The sequence below is a fragment of the Marinobacterium iners DSM 11526 genome (assembly GCF_900107855.1).
GTDB lineage: Bacteria > Pseudomonadota > Gammaproteobacteria > Pseudomonadales > Balneatricaceae > Marinobacterium > Marinobacterium iners.
Window position 1 is genome coordinate 103,378 of sequence record NZ_FNRJ01000011.1, and the last position, 19,793, is coordinate 123,170.

General features: G+C 56.3%; 15 protein-coding genes and 1 tRNA gene. 13 read left to right on the forward strand and 3 right to left on the reverse strand.

Annotated elements, in window-relative coordinates; genetic code table 11:
* Positions 1–182: 182 nt before the first annotated feature.
* From BLV48_RS19535 to BLV48_RS12460, 7 genes are all read left to right on the forward strand, one after another.
* Positions 183–971, forward strand: coding sequence for a metalloregulator ArsR/SmtB family transcription factor (locus BLV48_RS19535; RefSeq protein WP_091827110.1), 789 nt, complete (start codon positions 183–185; stop codon positions 969–971).
* Between the two features lie 26 nt (positions 972–997).
* Entirely contained in the window at positions 998–2,323 is a 1,326-nt protein-coding gene (locus BLV48_RS12435; RefSeq protein ID WP_254775033.1) for a permease, read from the forward strand.
* Positions 2,324–2,366: 43 nt separating this feature from the next.
* On the forward strand, positions 2,367–2,597 hold the full coding sequence (locus tag BLV48_RS12440) for a thioredoxin family protein (protein ID WP_091827150.1): 231 nt from the start codon (positions 2,367–2,369) through the stop codon (positions 2,595–2,597).
* Between the two features lie 113 nt (positions 2,598–2,710).
* Entirely contained in the window at positions 2,711–3,712 is a 1,002-nt protein-coding gene (locus BLV48_RS12445) for an ArsJ-associated glyceraldehyde-3-phosphate dehydrogenase (protein WP_091827111.1), read from the forward strand.
* A complete protein-coding gene (gene arsJ / locus BLV48_RS12450) occupies positions 3,713–4,954 on the forward strand; it encodes an organoarsenical effux MFS transporter ArsJ (protein ID WP_091827112.1) in 1,242 nt (413 codons plus the stop codon).
* Between the two features lie 122 nt (positions 4,955–5,076).
* Positions 5,077–6,693 carry a methyl-accepting chemotaxis protein gene (locus BLV48_RS12455; protein WP_091827113.1) on the forward strand — a complete coding sequence of 539 codons (1,617 nt, stop codon included), beginning with the start codon at positions 5,077–5,079 and terminating at the stop codon, positions 6,691–6,693.
* A 132-nt stretch (positions 6,694–6,825) separates the two neighbouring features.
* Positions 6,826–8,601, forward strand: a complete 1,776-nt coding sequence (locus tag BLV48_RS12460) for an SLC13 family permease (protein ID WP_091827114.1) — start codon at positions 6,826–6,828, stop codon at positions 8,599–8,601.
* Positions 8,602–8,631: 30 nt separating this feature from the next.
* Here BLV48_RS12460 and nhaB read toward each other — a convergent pair whose 3' ends face one another.
* Complete coding sequence (nhaB, locus tag BLV48_RS12465) at positions 8,632–10,143, reverse strand: sodium/proton antiporter NhaB (protein ID WP_091827115.1); 1,512 nt, start codon at positions 10,141–10,143, stop codon at positions 8,632–8,634.
* A gap of 195 nt (positions 10,144–10,338) precedes the next feature.
* Here nhaB and BLV48_RS12470 point away from each other — a divergent pair, with 195 nt between their 5' ends.
* Positions 10,339–10,791: an NfeD family protein gene (locus tag BLV48_RS12470; RefSeq protein WP_091827116.1), complete on the forward strand. Its 453-nt coding sequence runs from the start codon at positions 10,339–10,341 to the stop codon at positions 10,789–10,791.
* A 60-nt stretch (positions 10,792–10,851) separates the two neighbouring features.
* Complete coding sequence (locus BLV48_RS12475) at positions 10,852–11,691, forward strand: SPFH domain-containing protein (RefSeq protein WP_175527668.1); 840 nt, start codon at positions 10,852–10,854, stop codon at positions 11,689–11,691.
* 1 nt (position 11,692) lies between these two features.
* Here the strand turns inward: BLV48_RS12475 and BLV48_RS12480 are convergent, their stop codons facing one another.
* Complete coding sequence (locus BLV48_RS12480) at positions 11,693–13,951, reverse strand: sensor domain-containing protein (RefSeq protein WP_254775034.1); 2,259 nt, start codon at positions 13,949–13,951, stop codon at positions 11,693–11,695.
* Between the two features lie 155 nt (positions 13,952–14,106).
* Between BLV48_RS12480 and BLV48_RS12485 the strand changes: the two genes are divergently transcribed.
* Positions 14,107–15,096 carry an amidoligase family protein gene (locus tag BLV48_RS12485; protein WP_091827118.1) on the forward strand — a complete coding sequence of 330 codons (990 nt, stop codon included), beginning with the start codon at positions 14,107–14,109 and terminating at the stop codon, positions 15,094–15,096.
* On the forward strand, positions 15,069–15,761 hold the full coding sequence (locus tag BLV48_RS12490; RefSeq protein WP_091827119.1) for a gamma-glutamyl-gamma-aminobutyrate hydrolase family protein: 693 nt from the start codon (positions 15,069–15,071) through the stop codon (positions 15,759–15,761). Before BLV48_RS12485 ends, BLV48_RS12490 begins: the two co-directional genes overlap by 28 nt.
* 26 nt (positions 15,762–15,787) lie before the next feature.
* Here the strand turns inward: BLV48_RS12490 and BLV48_RS12495 are convergent.
* Positions 15,788–15,871: transfer RNA gene (locus tag BLV48_RS12495), tRNA-Tyr, on the reverse strand.
* Positions 15,872–16,307: 436 nt separating this feature from the next.
* Between BLV48_RS12495 and nrdA the strand changes: the two genes are divergently transcribed.
* Positions 16,308–18,572, forward strand: coding sequence for a class 1a ribonucleoside-diphosphate reductase subunit alpha (gene nrdA / locus BLV48_RS12500; RefSeq protein ID WP_091827120.1), 2,265 nt, complete (start codon positions 16,308–16,310; stop codon positions 18,570–18,572).
* 85 nt (positions 18,573–18,657) lie between these two features.
* Positions 18,658–19,788, forward strand: a complete 1,131-nt coding sequence (gene nrdB, locus BLV48_RS12505; protein ID WP_091827121.1) for a class Ia ribonucleoside-diphosphate reductase subunit beta — start codon at positions 18,658–18,660, stop codon at positions 19,786–19,788.
* Positions 19,789–19,793: the final 5 nt, after the last annotated feature.

Sequence of the window (19,793 nt, forward strand, 5' to 3'; positions counted from 1 at the left end):
GTTCAGTGAAGCAACGTACGATTAGGGTCTTTAGTCGTGCAGTAGTTGAAAAACTTACACATTATTTGAGATTAGCATGGCTGGTGATGCGGTTACCCGTGACAATCCTCTCCATTGCTATATGAAACTTTACATATGTGTTTTTTCATATATTCTGCCTTTTAAATGAAGACGGGGTAGATATGAAAACACGTGTCCTTTTCCTTTGTTCGGCCAACTCCGCCCGCTCACAGATGGCTGAAGTGCTGCTGCGTCATTTCGGCGGTGATCGATTTGACGTATTCAGTGCCGGCACAGAGCCCTCAACGGTCGATCCCCGTACCCTGGAAGCGCTGAAGGGCTTCGGACTGGAGGCTCAGGGGCTTGTCTCAAAGTCGGTTGAGAGCCTTGGAGATCAGCATTTCGACTATGTGATCAGTCTGTGTGACAAGGCGCACCGTGAGTGCCGCTACTGGCCCGGCAGTGGTGTGGTGATGGCCTGGGACTTTCCGGACCCCAAGGTGAGCAATGATCCGAAAGCGTTTGAACGTACCCTGCAGGAGATCAGCGAGCGAATCCGTCTGTTTGTATTGGTGAACAGCAAGGACGTGAACTCCGAGGTAAAGGTGTTGCAGCCGCTGGAGTTCTACAAGTCGCTGGCGGATGAAACGCGCCTGCTCAGCTTGCTGTTGATTGAGCAGGAAGGGGAGCTGTGTGTCTGCGAGCTGATGACTGCCCTGGACCTGCCACAGCCGAAAATTTCACGCCATCTTGGCCAGCTGCGCAAGGCAGGGCTACTGCTGGATCGCCGCCAGGGTCAATGGGTGTTTTACCGGTTGCACCCTCTGTTGCATGACTGGATGCGGGATGTACTGCGCCAGACACGTGAGCACGGTACTCGCATGCTGCGGCAGCCACTGGCGCGTCTGGAGGCGATGGGAGATCGCCCAAGCAAGGGTGGCAATGTCTGCGGTACGGCGTTGGCCGGTTAATACATCTGAATACAGAGGTACCTGTCGTGTACAAGCAACTGTTAGGGCTCTATGACAGTAACCGGCGTGAAGGCAATCTGCTGTTTCTCATGCTGGCGGCCTTTCTCGCCATCTATTTTGTACCGGCGGGTACGGCGCGCTTTGACAATGCCGTACTTGAAGCGGTGCGCCTGACCAACTGGTATGCGCGTGAACATGTCATCCTCTGTCTGCTGCCCGCGTTTTTGATCGCAGGCGCCATGGCGGTCTATATCAGTCAGGGTGCCGTGATGCGTTACCTTGGGCCTGATGCATCCAAGCCGGTCGCGTTCAGCGTGGCCTCCGTTTCGGGCACCTTGCTGGCGGTGTGCTCCTGTACGGTACTGCCGCTGTTCGGCGGCATCTACAAGCGGGGCGCGGGTCTTGGGGCCGCGATCGCCTTTCTCTATTCCGGCCCGGCAATCAATGTGATGGCGGTGGTGGTGACGGCCAAGGTACTCGGTGCCGAGATCGGTATCGCCCGTGCTGTGGGTGCCATTCTGTTTGCGCTGGTGATCGGCACCACCATGCATCTGATTTACCGCAGGGAGGAAGCAGAGCGCTCAGTGAAGAGCAGCCGAGGTTTTGAGGGTGAGTCGGGCGATCGCCCTATGGGGGTTATTGTCGGCTTCTTTGCCCTGATGGTCGGTATTCTGGTCTTTGCCAACTGGGCGGCGGCCGACAGTGAGGTCTGGATGGCGGTGTATGAATGGAAGTGGCCGATCACCGCCGTACTGGCATCACTGCTGGCGGCTCTGCTGGTCTGGCGTTGGCACTGGCCGGCTCATCAGTTGCCGCTGTTGGGGGGCGTGGTCGTGGCGGCGGCCTGGCTGGTGCCCGCGGCTCCCGAGCTGCCGTTTGCCATCGGTATTGCCGGCTTGATGATCATTGCAAGCCTGCGCGAGCAGGATCGGGAGTGGGCCGTACAAAGCTGGGATTTTGCCAAACAGATCCTGCCTTTGCTGCTGGCGGGGGTGTTTGTCGCCGGCTTTGCGCTGGGGCGGCCGGGCAGTGAAGGCATCATTCCGTCACAGTGGGTGGCGGCTGCAGTGGGTGACAACAGCCTGCTGTCGACCATTCTTGCCTCTTTCCTCGGTGCACTGATGTACTTCTCGACACTGACTGAAGTGCCGATTGTAGAAGCATTGATGGGAGCCGGAATGGGCAAGGGGCCCGCGCTGGCCCTGCTGCTGGCGGGCCCTGCACTCTCACTGCCCAACATGCTGGTGATCCGCACCATTCTGGGCACCGAGAAGACACTGGTCTACTGTGCACTGGTCGTCGTGATGGCCACCATCACCGGTTATATATACGGCAATATCTGGCATGCCTGAGCAGGCCAGTCTGATTCGAAACGCTGAGTATGAGGAAAGCAGGATGAAATTCACCATTTACGGCAGTGGCTGTGCCAAATGCAAACAGTTGACCGAGAATGCCGAGCAGGCGGCGAACGCCAAGGGCATTGCCTGCGAGATCGAGAAGGTCACCGACACCAATGCCATCATTGACGCAGGGGTCATGCGGACACCGGCCTTGGCTATTGACGATGAAATTCTGGTCGAAGGCAAGGTGGCCAGCGCGGACGAGATCCAGAAACTGTTGGGATAAGCAAAAACGGAATGGACATTTTTGAACGCTACATGACCCTTTGGGTCGGCCTTTGTATTCTCGCCGGTAGTGCTGGGCAACCTTAAACCGATTTTCAGTGAGGGAGTTACACCATGACCATTAAGGTGGGGATCAATGGTTTTGGGCGCATGGGGCGCCTGACCATGCGGGTGTTGTTTGAGCACAGCGACATCGAAATCGTACAGGTCAACGATCCGGCCGGTGATGCCACAACCCTGGCTCATTTGATGAACTTTGATTCAGTGCACGGACGTTGGCAGCACGAGGCGCTGGCCGAAAACGACGCCATGCTGATCGATACGCAGCGTATTGCGATCAGCCGTAACAAGAGCATCGAAGAGACCGACTGGTCCGGCTGCGATCTGGTGATCGAAGCGTCCGGCAAGATGAAAAAGAAAGAGGTACTGCAGGCCTATCTGGATCAGGGCGTGAAGCGGGTAGTAGTCACCGCGCCGGTGAAGCAGGAGGGTGTGCTCGATCTGGTGATGGGGGTGAACGATCACCTGTTTGACCCGGCACAGCACCGGATTGTGACGGCGGCGTCCTGCACCACCAACTGTCTGGCGCCGGTGGTGAAGGTGGTTCACGAGCAGTTGGGGATCAAGCACGGCTCCATGACCACCATCCACGACATCACCAACACCCAGACCATTCTCGACGCGCCGCACAAGGATCTGCGCCGTGCTCGTGCCTGCGGCATGAGCCTGATCCCGACCACAACTGGCTCCGCCACCGCGATCACCCATATCTTCCCGGAACTGAAGGGCAAACTGAACGGTCACGCCATTCGTGTGCCGCTGGCCAACGCCTCCATCACCGACTGCGTGTTTGAAGTCGCCCGCGAGACAACGGTGGAAGAGGTCAACGAGATGTTGAAAGCCGCTGCCGAAGGCGAGCTGAAAGGCATTCTGGGTTATGAAGAACGCCCGCTGGTATCGATCGATTACAAGACCGATCCACGCTCGGGCATCATCGATGCGCTTTCGACCATGGTGGTGAACGGCACTCAGGTGAAGCTCTATGTCTGGTACGACAACGAGTGGGGCTACGCCAACCGCACCGCCGAACTGGCGCTGAAGGTAGGACGCGCGTAAATGCTGAGCCGGCTTTCCCCCGCCATCCGCCAGTATCTGGTGGTCACCGGCAACTACTGGGCCTTTACCCTGACCGACGGCGCCCTGCGCATGTTGGTGGTGCTGCACTTTCACGGTCTGGGCTATTCGCCGCTGGAGATCGCGCTGCTGTTTCTGTTCTACGAAATCTTCGGCGTGATCACCAATCTGGTGGGGGGCTGGCTCGGAGCTCACCTGGGTCTCAACCGCACCATGAATATCGGTCTGGCGCTGCAGGTGATCGCCCTGACGATGTTGCTGGTGCCGGCAGCCTGGTTCACCGTGCCCTGGGTGATGGCGGCGCAGGCGCTGTCCGGCATCGCCAAGGATCTGAACAAGATGAGCGCCAAAAGCTCGATCAAGCTGCTGGTACCGACGGATGCGCAGGGCACGCTCTACAAATGGGTGGCGCTGCTGACCGGCTCGAAGAATGCGCTCAAGGGCGTGGGTTTTTTCGTGGGTGGGGCGCTGCTGATGTGGCTGGGCTTTGCCGGGGCCGTGGCAGCGATGGCCGTTGCGCTGGCCCTGGTGTGGCTATTGAGTCTGGTGCTGCTGAAGCAGGATCTGGGCAAGGCGAAACACAAGCCGAAGTTTCGCGACATCTTTTCCAAAAGCCGCGCCATCAACATACTGTCAGCGGCACGGATGTTCCTGTTTGGGGCTCGTGATGTCTGGTTTGTGGTCGCCCTGCCGGTGTTTCTGTCGCAGACACTGGGCTGGAATCACAGCCAGACCGGTGGCTTTCTGGCGCTCTGGGTGATCGGTTACGGCATGGTGCAGGCGCTTGCTCCCCGGCTGACCGGCAAGGCGGCCGGGAAGGTGCCTGACGGCGCTGCGGCGGTTGTCTGGGTCGCACTGCTGGCGCTTTTGCCGGCCCTGATAGCGTTGGGACTCCTGTACGAACTGAATCCTGCTGCCGTGCTGATCGGCGGCCTGTTGCTGTTCGGTGCAGTCTTTGCCGTCAATTCGTCGCTGCACAGTTATCTGATTGTGAGTTACGCAGGCAGTGACGGCGTATCGCTGGACGTGGGTTTTTACTACATGGCTAATGCGATGGGGCGTCTGATCGGTACGCTGCTGTCCGGCTGGGTATTCCAGTTGGCAGGTATGGGTAGCAGCGGTTTGCAGGCTTGCCTCTGGATTTCGACCGCCATGCTGGTCACGACGCTATTGATCTCCCTTGGCTTGCCACGGTTAAAAGGGCCTGACCTCGCACGCCGTTGAGCGTTATCAAGTACTGATTGAGCGCTGCAGCCGGTGAGTTAATAGACCCGTCGGCGGTGCTGTCATCAAACAGTCATCCCTCAGACATATCCTGCCGAGCGTAGTATGCATTTGGAGTCATTATGCTTGGCACAGTCCGTTTTCGTATTCTGTTTTTTGCCTTCCTCTGCGTGCTTGCGCTGGCCGGTCTGGCTACGCTGGCCTGGAGTATCATTATCAAGGCTGAAGAAGCCTCCAATAACCTGATCCACACCAGCTTGGAGGAAACCTGGCTGCTGGTGGATCTTGAGCAGGATCACCGCAAACTGCAGGACCTGTCCTATAAAACCAAGGCCCAGCTGTTGCTGTGGGATGAAATTGAACCGACTCATGCTGATTTGAAGCAGGCGCTGCCCAGTCATTGGCAGCGAATTGAAAACAATGCGGGCCTGAGCGCTTGGGCCGAAGCGCATCAGGCGGAGTTTGACCGTGTGATGGCGTATCTGGATGCCATGGACAAGGGCATCAATGAAAAAAGTTACTACCGTGTCGGACAGGTGGTGGACTTTGATCTGGTACCGGCACTGGAGCCCATGCTTAAGGCGATTGCTGAGCGCCAGCAAACCAGTCGCGATGGGCTGTCCCTGGCCGCACAGGAGCTGCTGACGTTTCTTGCAAGTCAGCAGAATTATCTGTTTGGGGGCTCAATTCTGTTTCTGGTGATCGTTGCCAGCATGACGCTTTGGCTGCGTCATACCGTCATTCTGCGGCTGCAGCGCATGGAGCGGGACCTGAGCGCCATGGATCGCAACAGTGACTTGAGCGGTGTGCCAATGGTCGATGGCAATGATGAAGTGGCCGGCGTGAATCGGGCGTTAAGTGGTTTGGTACAACGCTTTGAGCACTTTGTTGGTGACGTCAGAACGGCTGCCAGCGGTTTGACCGAACGCTCCGCCCAGCTGGATCGAGAGGCGGAAACCTTGCACAGCACGTCAACGCAAACGCGTCGATTGATTGATGATGTAAACCAGTCCATGAACAACATTGCGAATCAGTCCACCGCCATCGAAGCGGCCAGCGAGCAGTCCGCCAATACAGTCCGTGAAGCACTGGCAGCCAATGCGGAAGCGCAGCAGGGCATCCTCAGCAGCGAGCAGGCAGCAGATCACGCGGTCAGTATTATCAACCGGGTCAGCGAGTCGATTACGACCCTGACCGAATCCAGTGGCCGAATCAGCCAAGTGATCAGCATCATTGCAGATGTTGCCGAGCAGACCAACCTGCTGGCCTTGAACGCTGCCATTGAGGCTGCTCGTGCCGGCGAGCATGGGCGAGGCTTCGCCGTGGTTGCAGATGAAGTCCGGGTACTGTCACAGCGCACCTCGGATTCCACCCGTGACATACGTCAGTGGGTTGAAGAGCTGGTGGCCGGTGTAAAAGAGGTCGAGCAACAACTGGGTGGCATGCGTGATGCCGGTAGTCAAAACCGATCCCATATTACGGTTCTGCGCGCGTTCCTGGAACGGCTGCAGGAGCAGTTTGTTGAACTGGAGAGTCATAGTGCCGGTATCAGTGATGCGATCGCGACCCAGCGTGATGAAACCGGCCGTGTAGGTCGCCGGGCACAGGCGCTGGAAGAGAGTGCCGATTCACTGGTGGCAAGCGTTGGCAGCGCACGGGAAGTCAGTAATGCCCTGCGTCAGGAATCGGACTCCATGCGTGGCCTGATCGCCCGTTTCAAGACGTCGGTAGATGCTTGAGATGCGCTACAGGCAGCGCGGGAAGTTGATAATTTATATTCTTTAAACGAATAAATTTGTTATTTATTATTCTTTTATAGAATCAAAATAACCCTGTATCTTGGTGGTTTTTAACGGATACGGGTTATCGCTGTGGAGTGGCAGGGCTGGTTTGCACTGAGTTTGATGGTTACGGCACTGGCCGTACTGATACTGACGCGCATAGGGCCGCACATCGTGATGATGGCGGTGCTGGCACTGCTCAGTATCAGTGGTGTGCTGAGCCCCAGTGAGGCCCTGTCCGGCTTTTCCAACTCTGGCTTGATAACCGTTGCCTGCATGTTTGTAGTAGCGGCCGGAATTCACTCTTCCGGCGGTGTCGACATGCTGGTCAACCGTGTACTGGGCAAACCGAAAGGGGTGCGTGGTGCATTGGCCCGCATCTTTGCGCCGGTGGTGCTGCTCAGCGGCTTTCTCAACAACACCCCCGTAGTAGCGACCATGATTCCGGCGATCCATGCCTGGTCGCGCAAGATCAATATTCCCGCATCCAAACTGATGATTCCGCTCAGCTACAGTGCCATTCTGGGCGGTACGCTGACGCTGATCGGAACCAGCACCAATCTGGTCGTGAACGGTCAGTACCAGGAGTTGACCGGTGAAGCCGGCCTGTCGCTGTTCTCGATTACCGCCGTTGCGCTGCCGGTGGTACTGGTTGGCCTGGCATTTATCTGGCTGGTGTTTCCGCGTCTGCTGCCGGATCGCAGTGAAAAACGCGCTTTTGCCAATCTGCGTGAGTTTACCCTTGAAGTGGCTGTGGCGCCCGGTGGGCCGCTGGTGGGCCAAAGCGTGGAGCAGGCGGGGTTGCGCAGTCTGGATAGGGTCTATCTGGTCGAAATTGAGCGCAACGGCAATATCGTGACCGCAGTACCGTCCGAAGAAAAGCTGCGCGACGGTGACAGACTGGTGTTTGCTGGCGATACCGAGGCCATTTCAGACCTGCTGCGCATCAATGGAATCATCCCCTCGCCGGAAAACGGCCACTCCGATACGCTCAACCTGGACCGTGCCGAACGCAGTCTGGTTGAAGCGGTCGTGTCACCTCACTGTGACGCCGTCGGCCACGCAATCCGTGATGCCCGTTTTCGGGATCGCTACGGTGCTGTTGTGTTGGCAGTAGCACGCAATGGGGAACGGGTACAGGGCAACCTGGGCAATATCGTTCTGGAAGCTGGGGATACTCTTCTGCTTGAAGCACGCCCGGCCTTTGTGAGTCGCCAGCGCTACAACAAGGATTTCCTGTTGATTAACGACTTGGACAAGTCCCAGCCACGCCATGAGCGTGCCTGGCTGGCCTGGGGTATTCTGGCCGCGATTGTGCTTGCCGCCGGTACAGGTGCGACCAGTATGCTCAATGCGGCACTGGTGGGCGCCGGCTTAATGGTAGTGACCGGTTGCTGCAGTGTGTATCAGGCAGAAAAGAGCCTCGATCTGACCGTGATTTTGACCATCGCAGCGTCCTTTGCACTGGGGGCTGCGCTGCAGAAAACCGGTGTGTCAGGCTGGATCGCCCATGCGATTGTCGACCTGAGTGCAGGCACGCCTTGGCTATTGTTGTTGCTGACTTATCTGGCCGTTTCCATCCTGACCGAAATCATCACCAATAATGCTGCCGCCGTTCTGATGTTACCGATCGTACTGGAGGTGACTGAACGTGCCGGTCTGCAGCATGAGCCGTTCATTTTTGCCATCATGATTGCCGCTTCAGCCAGTTTTGCGACCCCGCTTGGGTATCAGACCAACCTCATGGTGTACGGTCCCGGTGGCTATCGGTTCAGTGATTTTCTCAAAGTTGGAGTGCCCATGAACCTGCTGATCGGTGCGGTTACGCTGACCACATTGCTGCTGGGCTGGCCGCTGGTGCGTTGATGCGCTCGCCTCAGGGCGAGCGCAAAGCCTTCAAGCCTTGATGAACAGCATAACCGACAGCAGTCCTACCCCGCCCAACACCACAGTGTAAGGCAGAGCCATGATCACCATGCGACCATATGATAACCGTACCAGTGGTGCGATGGCCGAGGTCAACAGGAACAGGAAGGCGGCCTGGCCGTTGGGCGTGGCAACGCTGGGCAGGTTGGTGCCGGTATTGATAGCCACTGCCAGACGATCAAAATGTTCGCGGCTGATAGCGCCGTTATCCAGTGCCTGCTTGATTTCGCTGATATAAACCGTGGCGACGAACACGTTGTCGGAGATCATCGACAATACGCCGTTGGCGAGGAAGAACATGCCGGGCTGTTGCTCTGGCGGCAGTGCCAGTACTGCCGCGATAATTGGACTGAACAGGTGCTGCTCGTGAATGACTGCCACAATGGCGAAGAAGACCACTAGCAGTGATGTGAAGGGCAGTGCTTCCTGAAAGGCCTTGCCGATCTGATGCTCGTCGGTTACGCCGTTAAAGGAGGTAATCAGGATGATCACCAGCAGGCCGATAAGTCCTACTTCCGCCAAGTGCAGGGCCAGTCCGACGACCAGTATGGCGGCAGCAACTGCCTGAACGATCAGTGCGGCTTTTTGGCTCTGGGTACGCTTGGCGCGCTCGGCATCGGCAAACTCCTTCAGCACCTGCAGAACGGGACGAGGCAACTTGACGCCGTAGCCGAACAGCTTAAATTTCTCCAGCAGCACGCAAGTGATCAGCCCGGCCGCCAGTACCGGCATGGAGATGGGGGCCATCTTGATAAAGAAGTCGGCAAAATCCCAGCCGGCTGTTTTGGCAATCAGCAGGTTCTGTGGCTCGCCGACCAGCGTACATACGCCCCCCAGGGCGGTACCAATGGCACTGTGCATCAGCAGGCTGCGCAGAAAGGCGCGAAAGCCTTCCAGATCATCCCTATGCAGGTCAACCACTTCCTGATCGCTGCCGTGGTCGTGTGTATTGTGCTGATGTCCCTTGCCGGAAGCTACCTTGTGGTAAACGGAGTAGAAGCCCACCGCTACGCTGATGATGACGGCCGTGACGGTGAGTGCGTCGAGAAATGCGGAGAGCAGGGCGGCGGTCATGCTGAACATTAGCGCCAACAGGTACTTGGAGCGCACATGCAGCAGAATATTGGTAAAGGTCACCAGCAGCAGGCTCTTCATGAAATAGATCCCAGCTACCATGAACATCAGCAGTAGAATGACCGGCAGATTGGTCTGAATCTCGGCATAGAGGGTTTCAGGCGAGGTCATGCCCAACAGCAGGGCCTCGGTGGCAAGCAATCCGCCAGGCAACAGCGGGTAGCACTTGAGTGCCATGGCCAGGGTGAAAATAAACTCGGCGATCAGAAGCCAGCCGGTCGCCTGAGGGCCAAACAGCCAGAGACAAACCGGATTGATGATCAGGAAGAGTACAATTGTCTGCTTGTACCAGGCAGGGGCATTGCCCAGAAAATTGTGCGCCAGCGCACCGGGTGTGCTCGTCGACATGGCAGGTTTCTCTCTCAGCCGTAAGGGCTGTCATGCAGTTTGAGTTGTTTTTATCGCGGCGAATTATACGCCGGGTTTAATAATATTGCTGCACCTGCGTAATACCAGAGCATCCTCAATTAGTGCTAATCATATCGACCTGCTATGGCAGGCGTTGCATAATCCCTTTTACCTCTTTCCATACAAGGACGCATCATGGAGTTTCAGATCGAATACTGGCACTGGGTCGTATTTGGCATGCTGCTGATATTGGCCGAGTTGGTGGTGCCCAGCTTTACCATTTTCTGGTTTGGGCTTGGTGCTCTGCTGATGGCGCTGCTGGTCTGGTTGCTGCCCGAGCTTACACTGAACCTGCAGTTGGTACTGTGGGCAATCGGATCGGGTCTGTTTGCGCTGGCCTGGTTTCGACTATTGCGACCGATGATGCGAGACCGAACCAAAGCCGGTATTTCACGTGAGGCGGTACTGGGTGAAACCGGGCAGGTGATAGAAGCCCCGCAAGCCGAGCGGCGAGGGCGAGTCAGATTTACCACACCGGTACTGGGTGATGATGAATGGGAGTTCATCTGTGAGCAGCCGGTCGAAGTGGGTGATCGAGTGGTGATAACGGAAATTTCCGGCAACACTCTGATTGTCAGAAAACGCTGATACAACCAAACCTTCAAGTGATTGCATGAGGATAAACGGATGCTGATCGATGGATTGACAATGGCTGGAGTATTTCTGGCTTTGGTAGTAGTCACCCTGTTTCTGGGTGTCAAGATTGTGCCTCAGGGCAGTAAGCATGTGGTGCAGCGGCTGGGCAAGTACCACAAGACGCTGGGACCAGGGCTGAACATCATTTTCCCCTATATTGATACCGTGGCCTACAAGGTGACGACCAAGGATATCGTGCTGGATATTCCTTCACAGGATGTGATCACGCTCGATAATGCGGTGATCATCGCAAATGCTGTGGCCTACATTAATATCGTGTCGCCGGAAAAGGCGGTCTACGGTGTTGAGGACTACCGCTTTGCGATCCAGAATCTGGTGCAGACGTCGCTGCGCTCCATTGTAGGCGAGATGAATCTGGACGAGGCTCTGTCCAATCGTGACAGTATCAAGGCCAAGCTCAAGGGCGCGATCTCCGACGATATTGCTGACTGGGGCATTACCCTGAAAACGGTCGAAATTCAGGATATCAATCCGTCCCAGACCATGCAGACAGCGATGGAAGAGCAGGCGGCAGCCGAACGTCAGCGCCGCGCCACTGTCACCCGAGCCGGAGGCGAAAAGGCCGCCGCCATACTGGAAGCGGAAGGGCGGCTGGAAGCATCGCGTCGTGATGCCGAGGCCAAGGTGGTATTGGCGGAAGCCAGTCAGGCTGCCATCGAAAAGGTGACCTCAGCGATCCAGGGCAACGAATTGCCGGTGATGTTCCTGCTGGGTGAAAAGTATGTGGATGCGATCAAGGAGATGTCAGCGGGTGAGAATGCCAAGATCGTACTGCTGCCCGGCGATATCCCGGCGGCTGTCCGAGGCATTATGGGTGGCATGAGCAAGTAGCTCAGATCTGGTAGTTCCACCGCTCCGGCTGCTCGGTATTGTCAAACAGATCAGGAATCTGTTCTGCCGGTACCGGGCGACTGAAAAAGTAGCCCTGATACTGATGGCAGCCAAACTCGGCCAGCATGGCCAGCTGATCGGCATCTTCAACCCCCTCGGCAATGACTGTCAGGTTGAGGTTGTCTGCCATGGAGATGATGGTGCGACAGATGGTGGCATCATCAGGATCAACACAGATTTCACGCACGAAGGACTGATCAATCTTGAGCTTGTTAAGCGGGAAACGCTTGAGGTAGCTCAGGCTTGAGTAGCCGGTGCCGAAATCGTCTACGCTCAGGTGAACCCCCATTTTATCCAGTTGTTCCAGCAGCTGGATGGTTTGGTCCACATGTTTCATGATGATACTTTCGGTCAGCTCCAGCTCAAGTTGGCTGGGGTCAAGCCGGTAGCGCTTGAGGCAGCGTGCTACCTTGTCACAAAAATTGGCATCGTCCAGCTGAGGTGCCGACAAATTGACCGACACCCGAAGGTCAAGCCCTTGCTGTTGCCACTGCTGCAGCTGGGCACAGGCGCGCTCCAGTACCCAACTGCCGATCTCTGTGATCAGTCCGTTCTCTTCAGCCAGCGGAATGAAATTCGCGGGTGATACCATGCCGTGGCCTGGCCGTTGCCAGCGAATCAATGCCTCAACGCCGATAATGCGACCGCTCTGAATTTCGATTTGAGGCTGATAGTGCAGCTCAAACTCCTCGTGGCGCAGGGCCTGGAACAACGCATTTTCCAGCTCAACGCGTTCACTCTGCTCATTATCGAGTCGGTGATTGTAAAAGTGGTACCGGTTGCGGCCGTTCGCCTTGGCACGATACATGGCGGCATCGGCATGCTGAATCAGTGCCTGAGGCGTATGGCCGTCTTCCGGGTAAACCGCCACACCGATGCTGGAAGATATTCTGAACTCCTGTACTCCCACGCGGAAAACCGGAACCAGTGCAGCCTGGAGACGCATGATCAGCTGTTCAATGCGGCTGCGCGGTTTGATGTCATTGAGCATGATGACAAACTCATCACCACCGATGCGTGACAGGGTACCCTGCTGCCCCACTGCCTGCCGCAGTCGCTCGGCCAGGCTGCGCAAGAGCATATCGCCTTCGTGATGACCGAGGGAGTCGTTGATGTGCTTGAAGCGATCCAGATCCACGAATAGAACCGCCAGCGCATCTTGACGGGTCTCGGCCTGTGCGATTTGCTCTTGCAGCCGGCTCTCGAACAGGCCTCGGTTTGGCAGTCCTGTGAGACTGTCGTGCTGAGCAAGATGGCGGATGCGCTCTTCCGCAATTTTGCGCTCCTCTATCTCGCGGTGCAGGCTGGAGACCACCTGTTCCAATTCACGTGTGCGTTCTTCAACTCGCTGCTCCAGCTGCTGGCGAGCGGTGACCAGAGCCGCCTCGGTCGCTTTGCGGTCGGAAATATCCATGATGATCCAGATGCCGCCCTTGCTCAGGTCGTTCGGGTCTACCGCCTTGCTGCGAACGTCACACCAGAACCGGGAACCATCCTTGCGGATCAATTCCATCTCTGCTTCAAAGGCGCGGCCTGAAGACAGCACCGCATTGTAACGCTCTCCCGCCGCTTGCCAGATCGACTTGTCGGCATACCAGAGCTGGGAACTGACGCCGATCAGTTCGTCAGTTTCATAGCCCAGAAGCTCGGCAAAACGCCGGTTACAGCTGGCGACATGACGGTTGTGCAGGAAGACGATGCCCACCATGGCATGGTCTAAAATCAATTGCTGTTGACGCGTAATCTGTTCCAGTGAATCTGCCGCATGACGCTGCTGATCGATATCGTCAACGATCCAGATGGAGCCTTGTTCGGGACTGGATGGGTTGATCATTTTGCCGGTAACGCGGCACCAGAACGGTTTACCGCTGGCGCGGCGCATCTGCAGTTCGGTACTGAAACGCTTGCCTCGGGCAAGAGAGGGATAGGCTTCGACGCCGAGCTTGCGAAAGCTGAGGTTATCTGGATACAGCTGTTCGCTGCTGGTGCCAACCAGTTGGTCGGCGCTGTCGTAACCGTAAATTTCGGCAAAGCGCTGATTGCAGCGCTGAATCTGGCGCTGCAGGATGAAACAGATGCCAACACTGGCGTTGTCCAGTATGACACGCTGTTCGTTCAGAATCCTCATCAACTCCTGCTGGCTTGGCAGAGTGAGGTTGTTGCGGCTGTCGCGTGTAGGCTTGTTGTTATCGTTTGTCATTACCGTTTCAAACCGGTCCTGAATTACCTGTTAGTGCAAGACTAGCACGAAGCTGGCAGATACTGCATAGCACTAAAGCCGATTACAGAGTCTTTGCATGGAGCAATACTTGCGTTAGGGTGAAATGAACACTGCCTGACAACTGGAGGTAGCCCATGCCAACGGCGTTTCGCATGCCAGCGGTGATTAACAGGGATGACGGCCAGATGCGCCGAATCGGGTTTGAGCTTGAGTTTACCGGGCTCAATGTGGATGAAGCGCTGGTGGCGATGCAGCGGGTGCTGAAGGCCGAGGTGGAACAGGTCTCTGCTGCCGAACGCAAGCTGAAAACTGATTCGGGCAGCTATAACCTGGAGTTGGATTGGGCGCTGCTCAAGCGCACGGCCGCCGAGGCGCAGCAGGCCACTGATTCGGATCAGCCCGAACCCGAATGGGTCGGAATGGTTAGTCAGGCAGCTGCATTGCTGGTTCCGGTCGAGGTTGTTTGCCCACCCTTGCCGCTGGATAAACTGGACGAGCTGGATGCACTGGTTGATATGCTGCGCCGCTCCGGGGCGAAGGGTACCAGTGACTCGCTTGTGGCGGCTCTGGGTGTGCATATTAACGCGGAACTGCCCGCGCTGGATGCCGAAACCATCACGGCCTATATTGTGGCCTATAGCCTGCTGCAGTGGTGGCTGGTTGAGTCTCATGCGGTCAATATTGCCCGCAAGATCTCCCCCTATGTTGACCTGTACCCTGAAGCTTTCATTCGTGAGCTGCTGGAGGCTCCAGATACTGACCTTGACTGGCTGTTCGAGCATTACCTTACGCATAACGCCACCCGCAATCGGGCGCTTGACCTGCTGCCCCTGCTGTCGCATCTCGACGCTGATCGAGTGCAGGCGAAAGTGCCGGATGATCGCATCAAGTCTCGGCCAGCATTTCACTACCGCCTGCCCAACTGTGAGATTGAAAACCCGGCCTGGTCGTTGGCAAACGAATGGAACAAGTGGTGGGTGGTTGAGCAGTTGGCGGCGGACGCTGAAGCGAGAGCTGAGCTGAGTCAGGCCTGGTTGCAGGCTTACAGGCCTCTGCTGGGAGTCAATCGAAAACAGTGGGTTCTACAGGTGGATGGATGGCTACAGCAACGCGGGTGGCAGTAACCGGTAACAGTCGGCGCTGGTCGCCCTCTTGGTGGTGCACCCGATTGGCGCTGCGTCTGGCAGGCGCGGAGGCGGTGCGGGTCAGTGTACGCCATGAGGTACCCGAAACTGCTGTCGATGCCCTGATCATCGGGGGCGGTGATGACATCAGCCCCGAGCATTATGGTGGTGAGCTGAGTGAGCCGGTGCGACTCGATCCGGAGCGGGATGAGCTGGAGATGCGCTGGATTCATCATGCGCTGGATACCGGTTTGCCGATGTTGGGCATCTGCCGTGGCTCTCAGCTGATCAACGTGGTGCTGGGGGGGCAGTTGTATCAGGACATTCGTCACCTGCGCCGTTTGACCTATAACCGTCCCGGGCTGTTGCCCACCAAGCAAGTACGGCTGGAACAGGGCTCGGCACTGGCGCGTATCTGCGAGCGCGAAAAGCTGCGTGTGAACAGTCTGCATCATCAGGCGGTACGCGTACCCGGAGATGGGCTCCGGGTGGTAGGGCGCGATCTGGATGAGTTGACACAGGCGGTAGAGTCAACGTCAGGACAGCCGATTATCGGCGTGCAGTGGCACCCGGAGTATCTGTTTTACCTGCCGTCACAACTGCGTCTGTTTCGTTGGCTGGTTGAAATGGCACAGGTGGAAAAACAAAAAAGCCCCACCGGTTAGGGCAGGGCTCTTTCGTTTGAATCAGATGGTGGTGGGAGGTGGATTCGAACCACCGAAGCTCGCGCGTCAGATTTACAGTCTGATCCCTTTGGCCACTCGGGAACCCCACCAAAGAGCTGCGCATTCTAATGATCACGCCGGTGCTTGTAAAGCCGCACTTTCCTGAGATTGATCAGGCTTTTTAGGATATGCAGTTTTTTCTTGATGATGGTTTTTCATATGAAAAAAACTCATTTTCGAGCTCGCTCCCCTGTAGCCCCTGCCATACCGCATTTGTGGCCGCCAGCCGGCGCTGGCTACACTCCAAACGGCTGAAAATCAAGATTGAAATCTTTCCTCTAATATCTATATTTAGTGCCCTGTAAGCAGTGCCACACTATATATAGTGCTTTCCGTCTAAAAAGTGATCAGGCGTTCTCATAGAGTGCGTACTGATAGCGACACATGCTGTCACAGCCACGGGCCGGGCTGGGCGGGCTGCTTCAGGGAATACAGGCAGCATCACGCCTGAACGACAACACTGACTGAAACTGGGATGAGCGTCATATGCAGCAGAATCTGATGGTTACCAAACGTGATGGACGCCGCGAGCCGATCGACCTGGAGAAGATCCATCGCGTGATAATCTGGGCTGCCGAAGGGCTCGAAAACGTTTCGGTTTCTCAGGTTGAGCTCAGTGCTCACCTTCAGTTTTACGAGGGCATCAAAACCTCGGATATTCATGAAACGCTGATCAAGTCAGCTGCCGATCTGATTTCGGAAGAGGCTCCCGACTATCAGTACCTGGCTGCACGTCTGGCGATTTTCCATCTGCGCAAACGGGCCTTCAACGACTTTGAGCCGCCGCATCTCTATGACCACGTTGTGCGCATGGTCGAAGATAACCGTTACGACCGTCACCTGCTTGAAGATTACAGCCGTGAAGAATTTGACGAGCTGAACGCCTATCTTGACCACAGCCGTGACATGAACTTCAGCTATGCGGCCGTGAAACAGCTTGAAGGCAAGTATCTGGTCCAAAACCGTGTCAGTGGCAAGATTTTCGAAAGCCCGCAGCAGCTGTACATGCTGGTATCGGCCTGCCTGTTCTCCAATTATCCGCGTGAAACACGGCTGGGTTATGTTAAGCGGTTCTATGACGCGACATCCCTGTTCAAGCTGTCGTTGCCGACGCCGATCATGGCTGGGGTGCGTACTCCAACACGCCAGTTCAGCTCCTGCGTATTGATTGAAGCCGATGATAGCCTTGACTCCATCAATGCCACAGCCGCGGCTATCGTCAAGTATGTGTCCCAGCGTGCCGGAATCGGTATCAATGCGGGCCGCATTCGCGCCATTGGAAGCCCGATCCGTAACGGTGAAGCATTCCATACCGGCTGCATACCGTTCTACAAGCACTTCCAGACTGCCGTCAAATCCTGCTCTCAGGGTGGGGTGCGTGGTGGTGCAGCCACACTGTTCTATCCGATCTGGCACCTGGAGGTTGAATCCCTGTTGGTGTTGAAGAACAACCGAGGTGTTGAAGAGAATCGCGTACGTCACATCGACTATGGGGTGCAGATCAACAAGCTGATGTATCAACGCCTGATCAAGGGCGGCAACATCACTCTGTTCAGTCCGCATGAAGTGCCGGGGCTGTATGAAGCATTCTTTGCTGATCAGGACGAGTTTGAACGTCTCTATGTGCAGTACGAGCAGGATGAGTCGATTCGTAAGAAGACCATCAAGGCGGTTGAGCTGTTTGGGCTGATGATGTCCGAGCGTGCCTCTACCGGTCGTATCTACGTGCAGAATGTAGACCATTGCAACACGCACAGCCCGTTTGACCCGGCCGTGGCGCCGGTGAAGCAGTCCAACCTCTGTCTGGAGATTGCACTGCCGACCAAGCCGCTGAAAGACGTGAATGACCCCGATGGCGAGATCGCACTCTGCACCCTGTCAGCATTCAACCTGGGTGCGCTGGCCAACCTGGATGAGCTGGAAGACCTGGCGGATCTGATCGTGCGTGCGCTGGACAGTCTGCTGGACTACCAGGACTACCCGATCCCGGCCGCCCGCAACGCCACGATGTCACGACGTACGCTGGGTGTGGGCGTTACCAACTTTGCCTACTACCTGGCCAAAAACGGTGTGCGTTACTCTGATGGCAGTGCCAACGGCCTTGTGCACCGTACGTTCGAGGCGATTCAGTACTATCTGCTCAAGGCATCCAACCAGCTGGCCAAGGAGATGGGGCCTTGCCCGAAATTCAACGAGACCACCTACGCCAAGGGGCTGCTGCCGACTGACACCTACAAGCGTGATGTCGACGACTACTGTCAGGAACCACTGCACTACTTCTGGGAGACGCTGCGCGAGGATATTCGCGAGTTCGGTCTGCGTAACAGCACACTGACGGCGTTGATGCCATGCGAAACCTCCTCCCAGATCACTAACTCCACCAACGGTATCGAGCCGCCACGTGGTTTTGTATCGGTGAAGGCGAGCAAGGATGGCATTATGAAACAGGTGGTGCCCGAGTATCTTGAGCTGAAAAACCAGTACGAACTGCTCTGGAGCATCCCGAACAACACCGGCTATCTGCAGCTGGTGGGTATCATGCAGAAGTTTGTTGACCAGTCGATCTCGGCCAACACCAACTACGACCCATCCAAGTTCCCGGGCGACAAGGTGCCGATGAAGCAGCTGCTTCAGGATCTGCTGACAGCCTACAAGAACGGTGTAAAGACCCTTTACTACCACAACACCCGTGACGGCGCCTCTGATCAGGCTGACGACGGTGGGTGTGAAGGCGGAGCCTGCAAGCTCTGATCAGACCCTCTGATGTTCATGTTTCAACAGGCGCTCACAACCGGTGAGTGCCTGATCAGGTTTTGTTTTTTTCAGGAAAGCACCGATGTCATATTCCACTTTTAGTCCGAGTAACCACGACGCCACACGTGAACCGATGTTTTTCGGTCGCCCGGTCAATGTGGCGCGATATGACAAACAGAAATACCCGATCTTCGAAAAGTTGATCGAAAAACAGCTCTCTTTCTTCTGGCGTCCCGAAGAGGTCGATCTGACCAACGATCGCAAGGACTTCATGGACATGCCGGACCATGAGAAGCACATCTTTCTCAGCAACCTGAAGTACCAGACTCTGCTGGACTCGGTTCAGGGGCGCTCGCCCAACGTGGCGTTTCTGCCGGTAGTGTCTCTGCCGGAGCTTGAAACCTGGTTTGAAACCTGGGCATTCAGCGAGACCATTCACAGCCGCTCCTATACCCACATCATCCGCAATATCATTACCGAGCCGGCCGAGGTGTTTGACACCATCGTGACCAATCCGGAAATCATCAAGCGGGCCGAAACGGTTACCCGGCTGTATGACGAATTCATTCAGCTGGTCAGCGTCTACTCCGTGCATGGTGCCGGCGTACACCAGATCAACGGCGTCAGCTACGATGCTTCACTGTACAACTTGAAGAGAAAGCTCTATCTGACGCTGGTTTCGGTGAATGTGCTGGAAGCGATCCGCTTCTACGTCAGCTTTGCCTGCTCCTTTGCCTTTGCCGAGCGTGCCTTGATGGAAGGCAATGCCAAGATCATCAAGCTGATTGCGCGTGATGAGGCACTGCACCTGACCGGTACCCAGCACATGCTTAATCTGATGGCATCAGGGGCGGAAGACGCGGACTTCAAACAGATCGCGGTTGAATGTGAGGAACAGGTTTACGCCATTTTCCGTGAGGCGGCGCAGCAAGAGAAGGAGTGGGCCGAGTATCTGTTCAGTGAAGGCTCCATGATCGGTTTGAACGCACGTATTCTGGGCGACTATGTCGAGTACATCACCAACGTACGCATGAAGGCACTGGGCTTGAATGAAATCTTCCCGGCGCGGCAGAATCCGCTGCCCTGGATGAATGGCTGGCTGGTCAGTGACAACGTGCAGGTGGCGCCTCAGGAAGCGGAAATCAGTTCCTATCTGGTCGGACAGATCGACAATGATGTCGGCAGTGACGATTTTGACGGCTTTGACCTGTAAGCGAG

Bases quoted from the DNA above. Each gene is read 5' to 3' on its own strand.
- BLV48_RS19535 (WP_091827110.1), top strand. From the start codon at position 183: ATGAAAACACGTGTCCTTTTCCTTTGTTCGGCCAACTCCGCCCGCTCA.
- BLV48_RS12440 (WP_091827150.1), top strand. From the start codon at position 2,367: ATGAAATTCACCATTTACGGCAGTGGCTGTGCCAAATGCAAACAGTTG.
- BLV48_RS12445 (WP_091827111.1), top strand. From the start codon at position 2,711: ATGACCATTAAGGTGGGGATCAATGGTTTTGGGCGCATGGGGCGCCTG.
- arsJ (WP_091827112.1), top strand. From the start codon at position 3,713: ATGCTGAGCCGGCTTTCCCCCGCCATCCGCCAGTATCTGGTGGTCACC.
- BLV48_RS12455 (WP_091827113.1), top strand. From the start codon at position 5,077: ATGCTTGGCACAGTCCGTTTTCGTATTCTGTTTTTTGCCTTCCTCTGC.
- nhaB (WP_091827115.1), bottom strand. From the start codon at position 10,143: ATGTCGACGAGCACACCCGGTGCGCTGGCGCACAATTTTCTGGGCAAT.
- BLV48_RS12470 (WP_091827116.1), top strand. From the start codon at position 10,339: ATGGAGTTTCAGATCGAATACTGGCACTGGGTCGTATTTGGCATGCTG.
- BLV48_RS12475 (WP_175527668.1), top strand. From the start codon at position 10,852: ATGGCTGGAGTATTTCTGGCTTTGGTAGTAGTCACCCTGTTTCTGGGT.
- BLV48_RS12480 (WP_254775034.1), bottom strand. From the start codon at position 13,951: ATGACAAACGATAACAACAAGCCTACACGCGACAGCCGCAACAACCTC.
- BLV48_RS12485 (WP_091827118.1), top strand. From the start codon at position 14,107: ATGCCAACGGCGTTTCGCATGCCAGCGGTGATTAACAGGGATGACGGC.
- BLV48_RS12490 (WP_091827119.1), top strand. From the start codon at position 15,069: ATGGCTACAGCAACGCGGGTGGCAGTAACCGGTAACAGTCGGCGCTGG.
- nrdA (WP_091827120.1), top strand. From the start codon at position 16,308: ATGCAGCAGAATCTGATGGTTACCAAACGTGATGGACGCCGCGAGCCG.
- nrdB (WP_091827121.1), top strand. From the start codon at position 18,658: ATGTCATATTCCACTTTTAGTCCGAGTAACCACGACGCCACACGTGAA.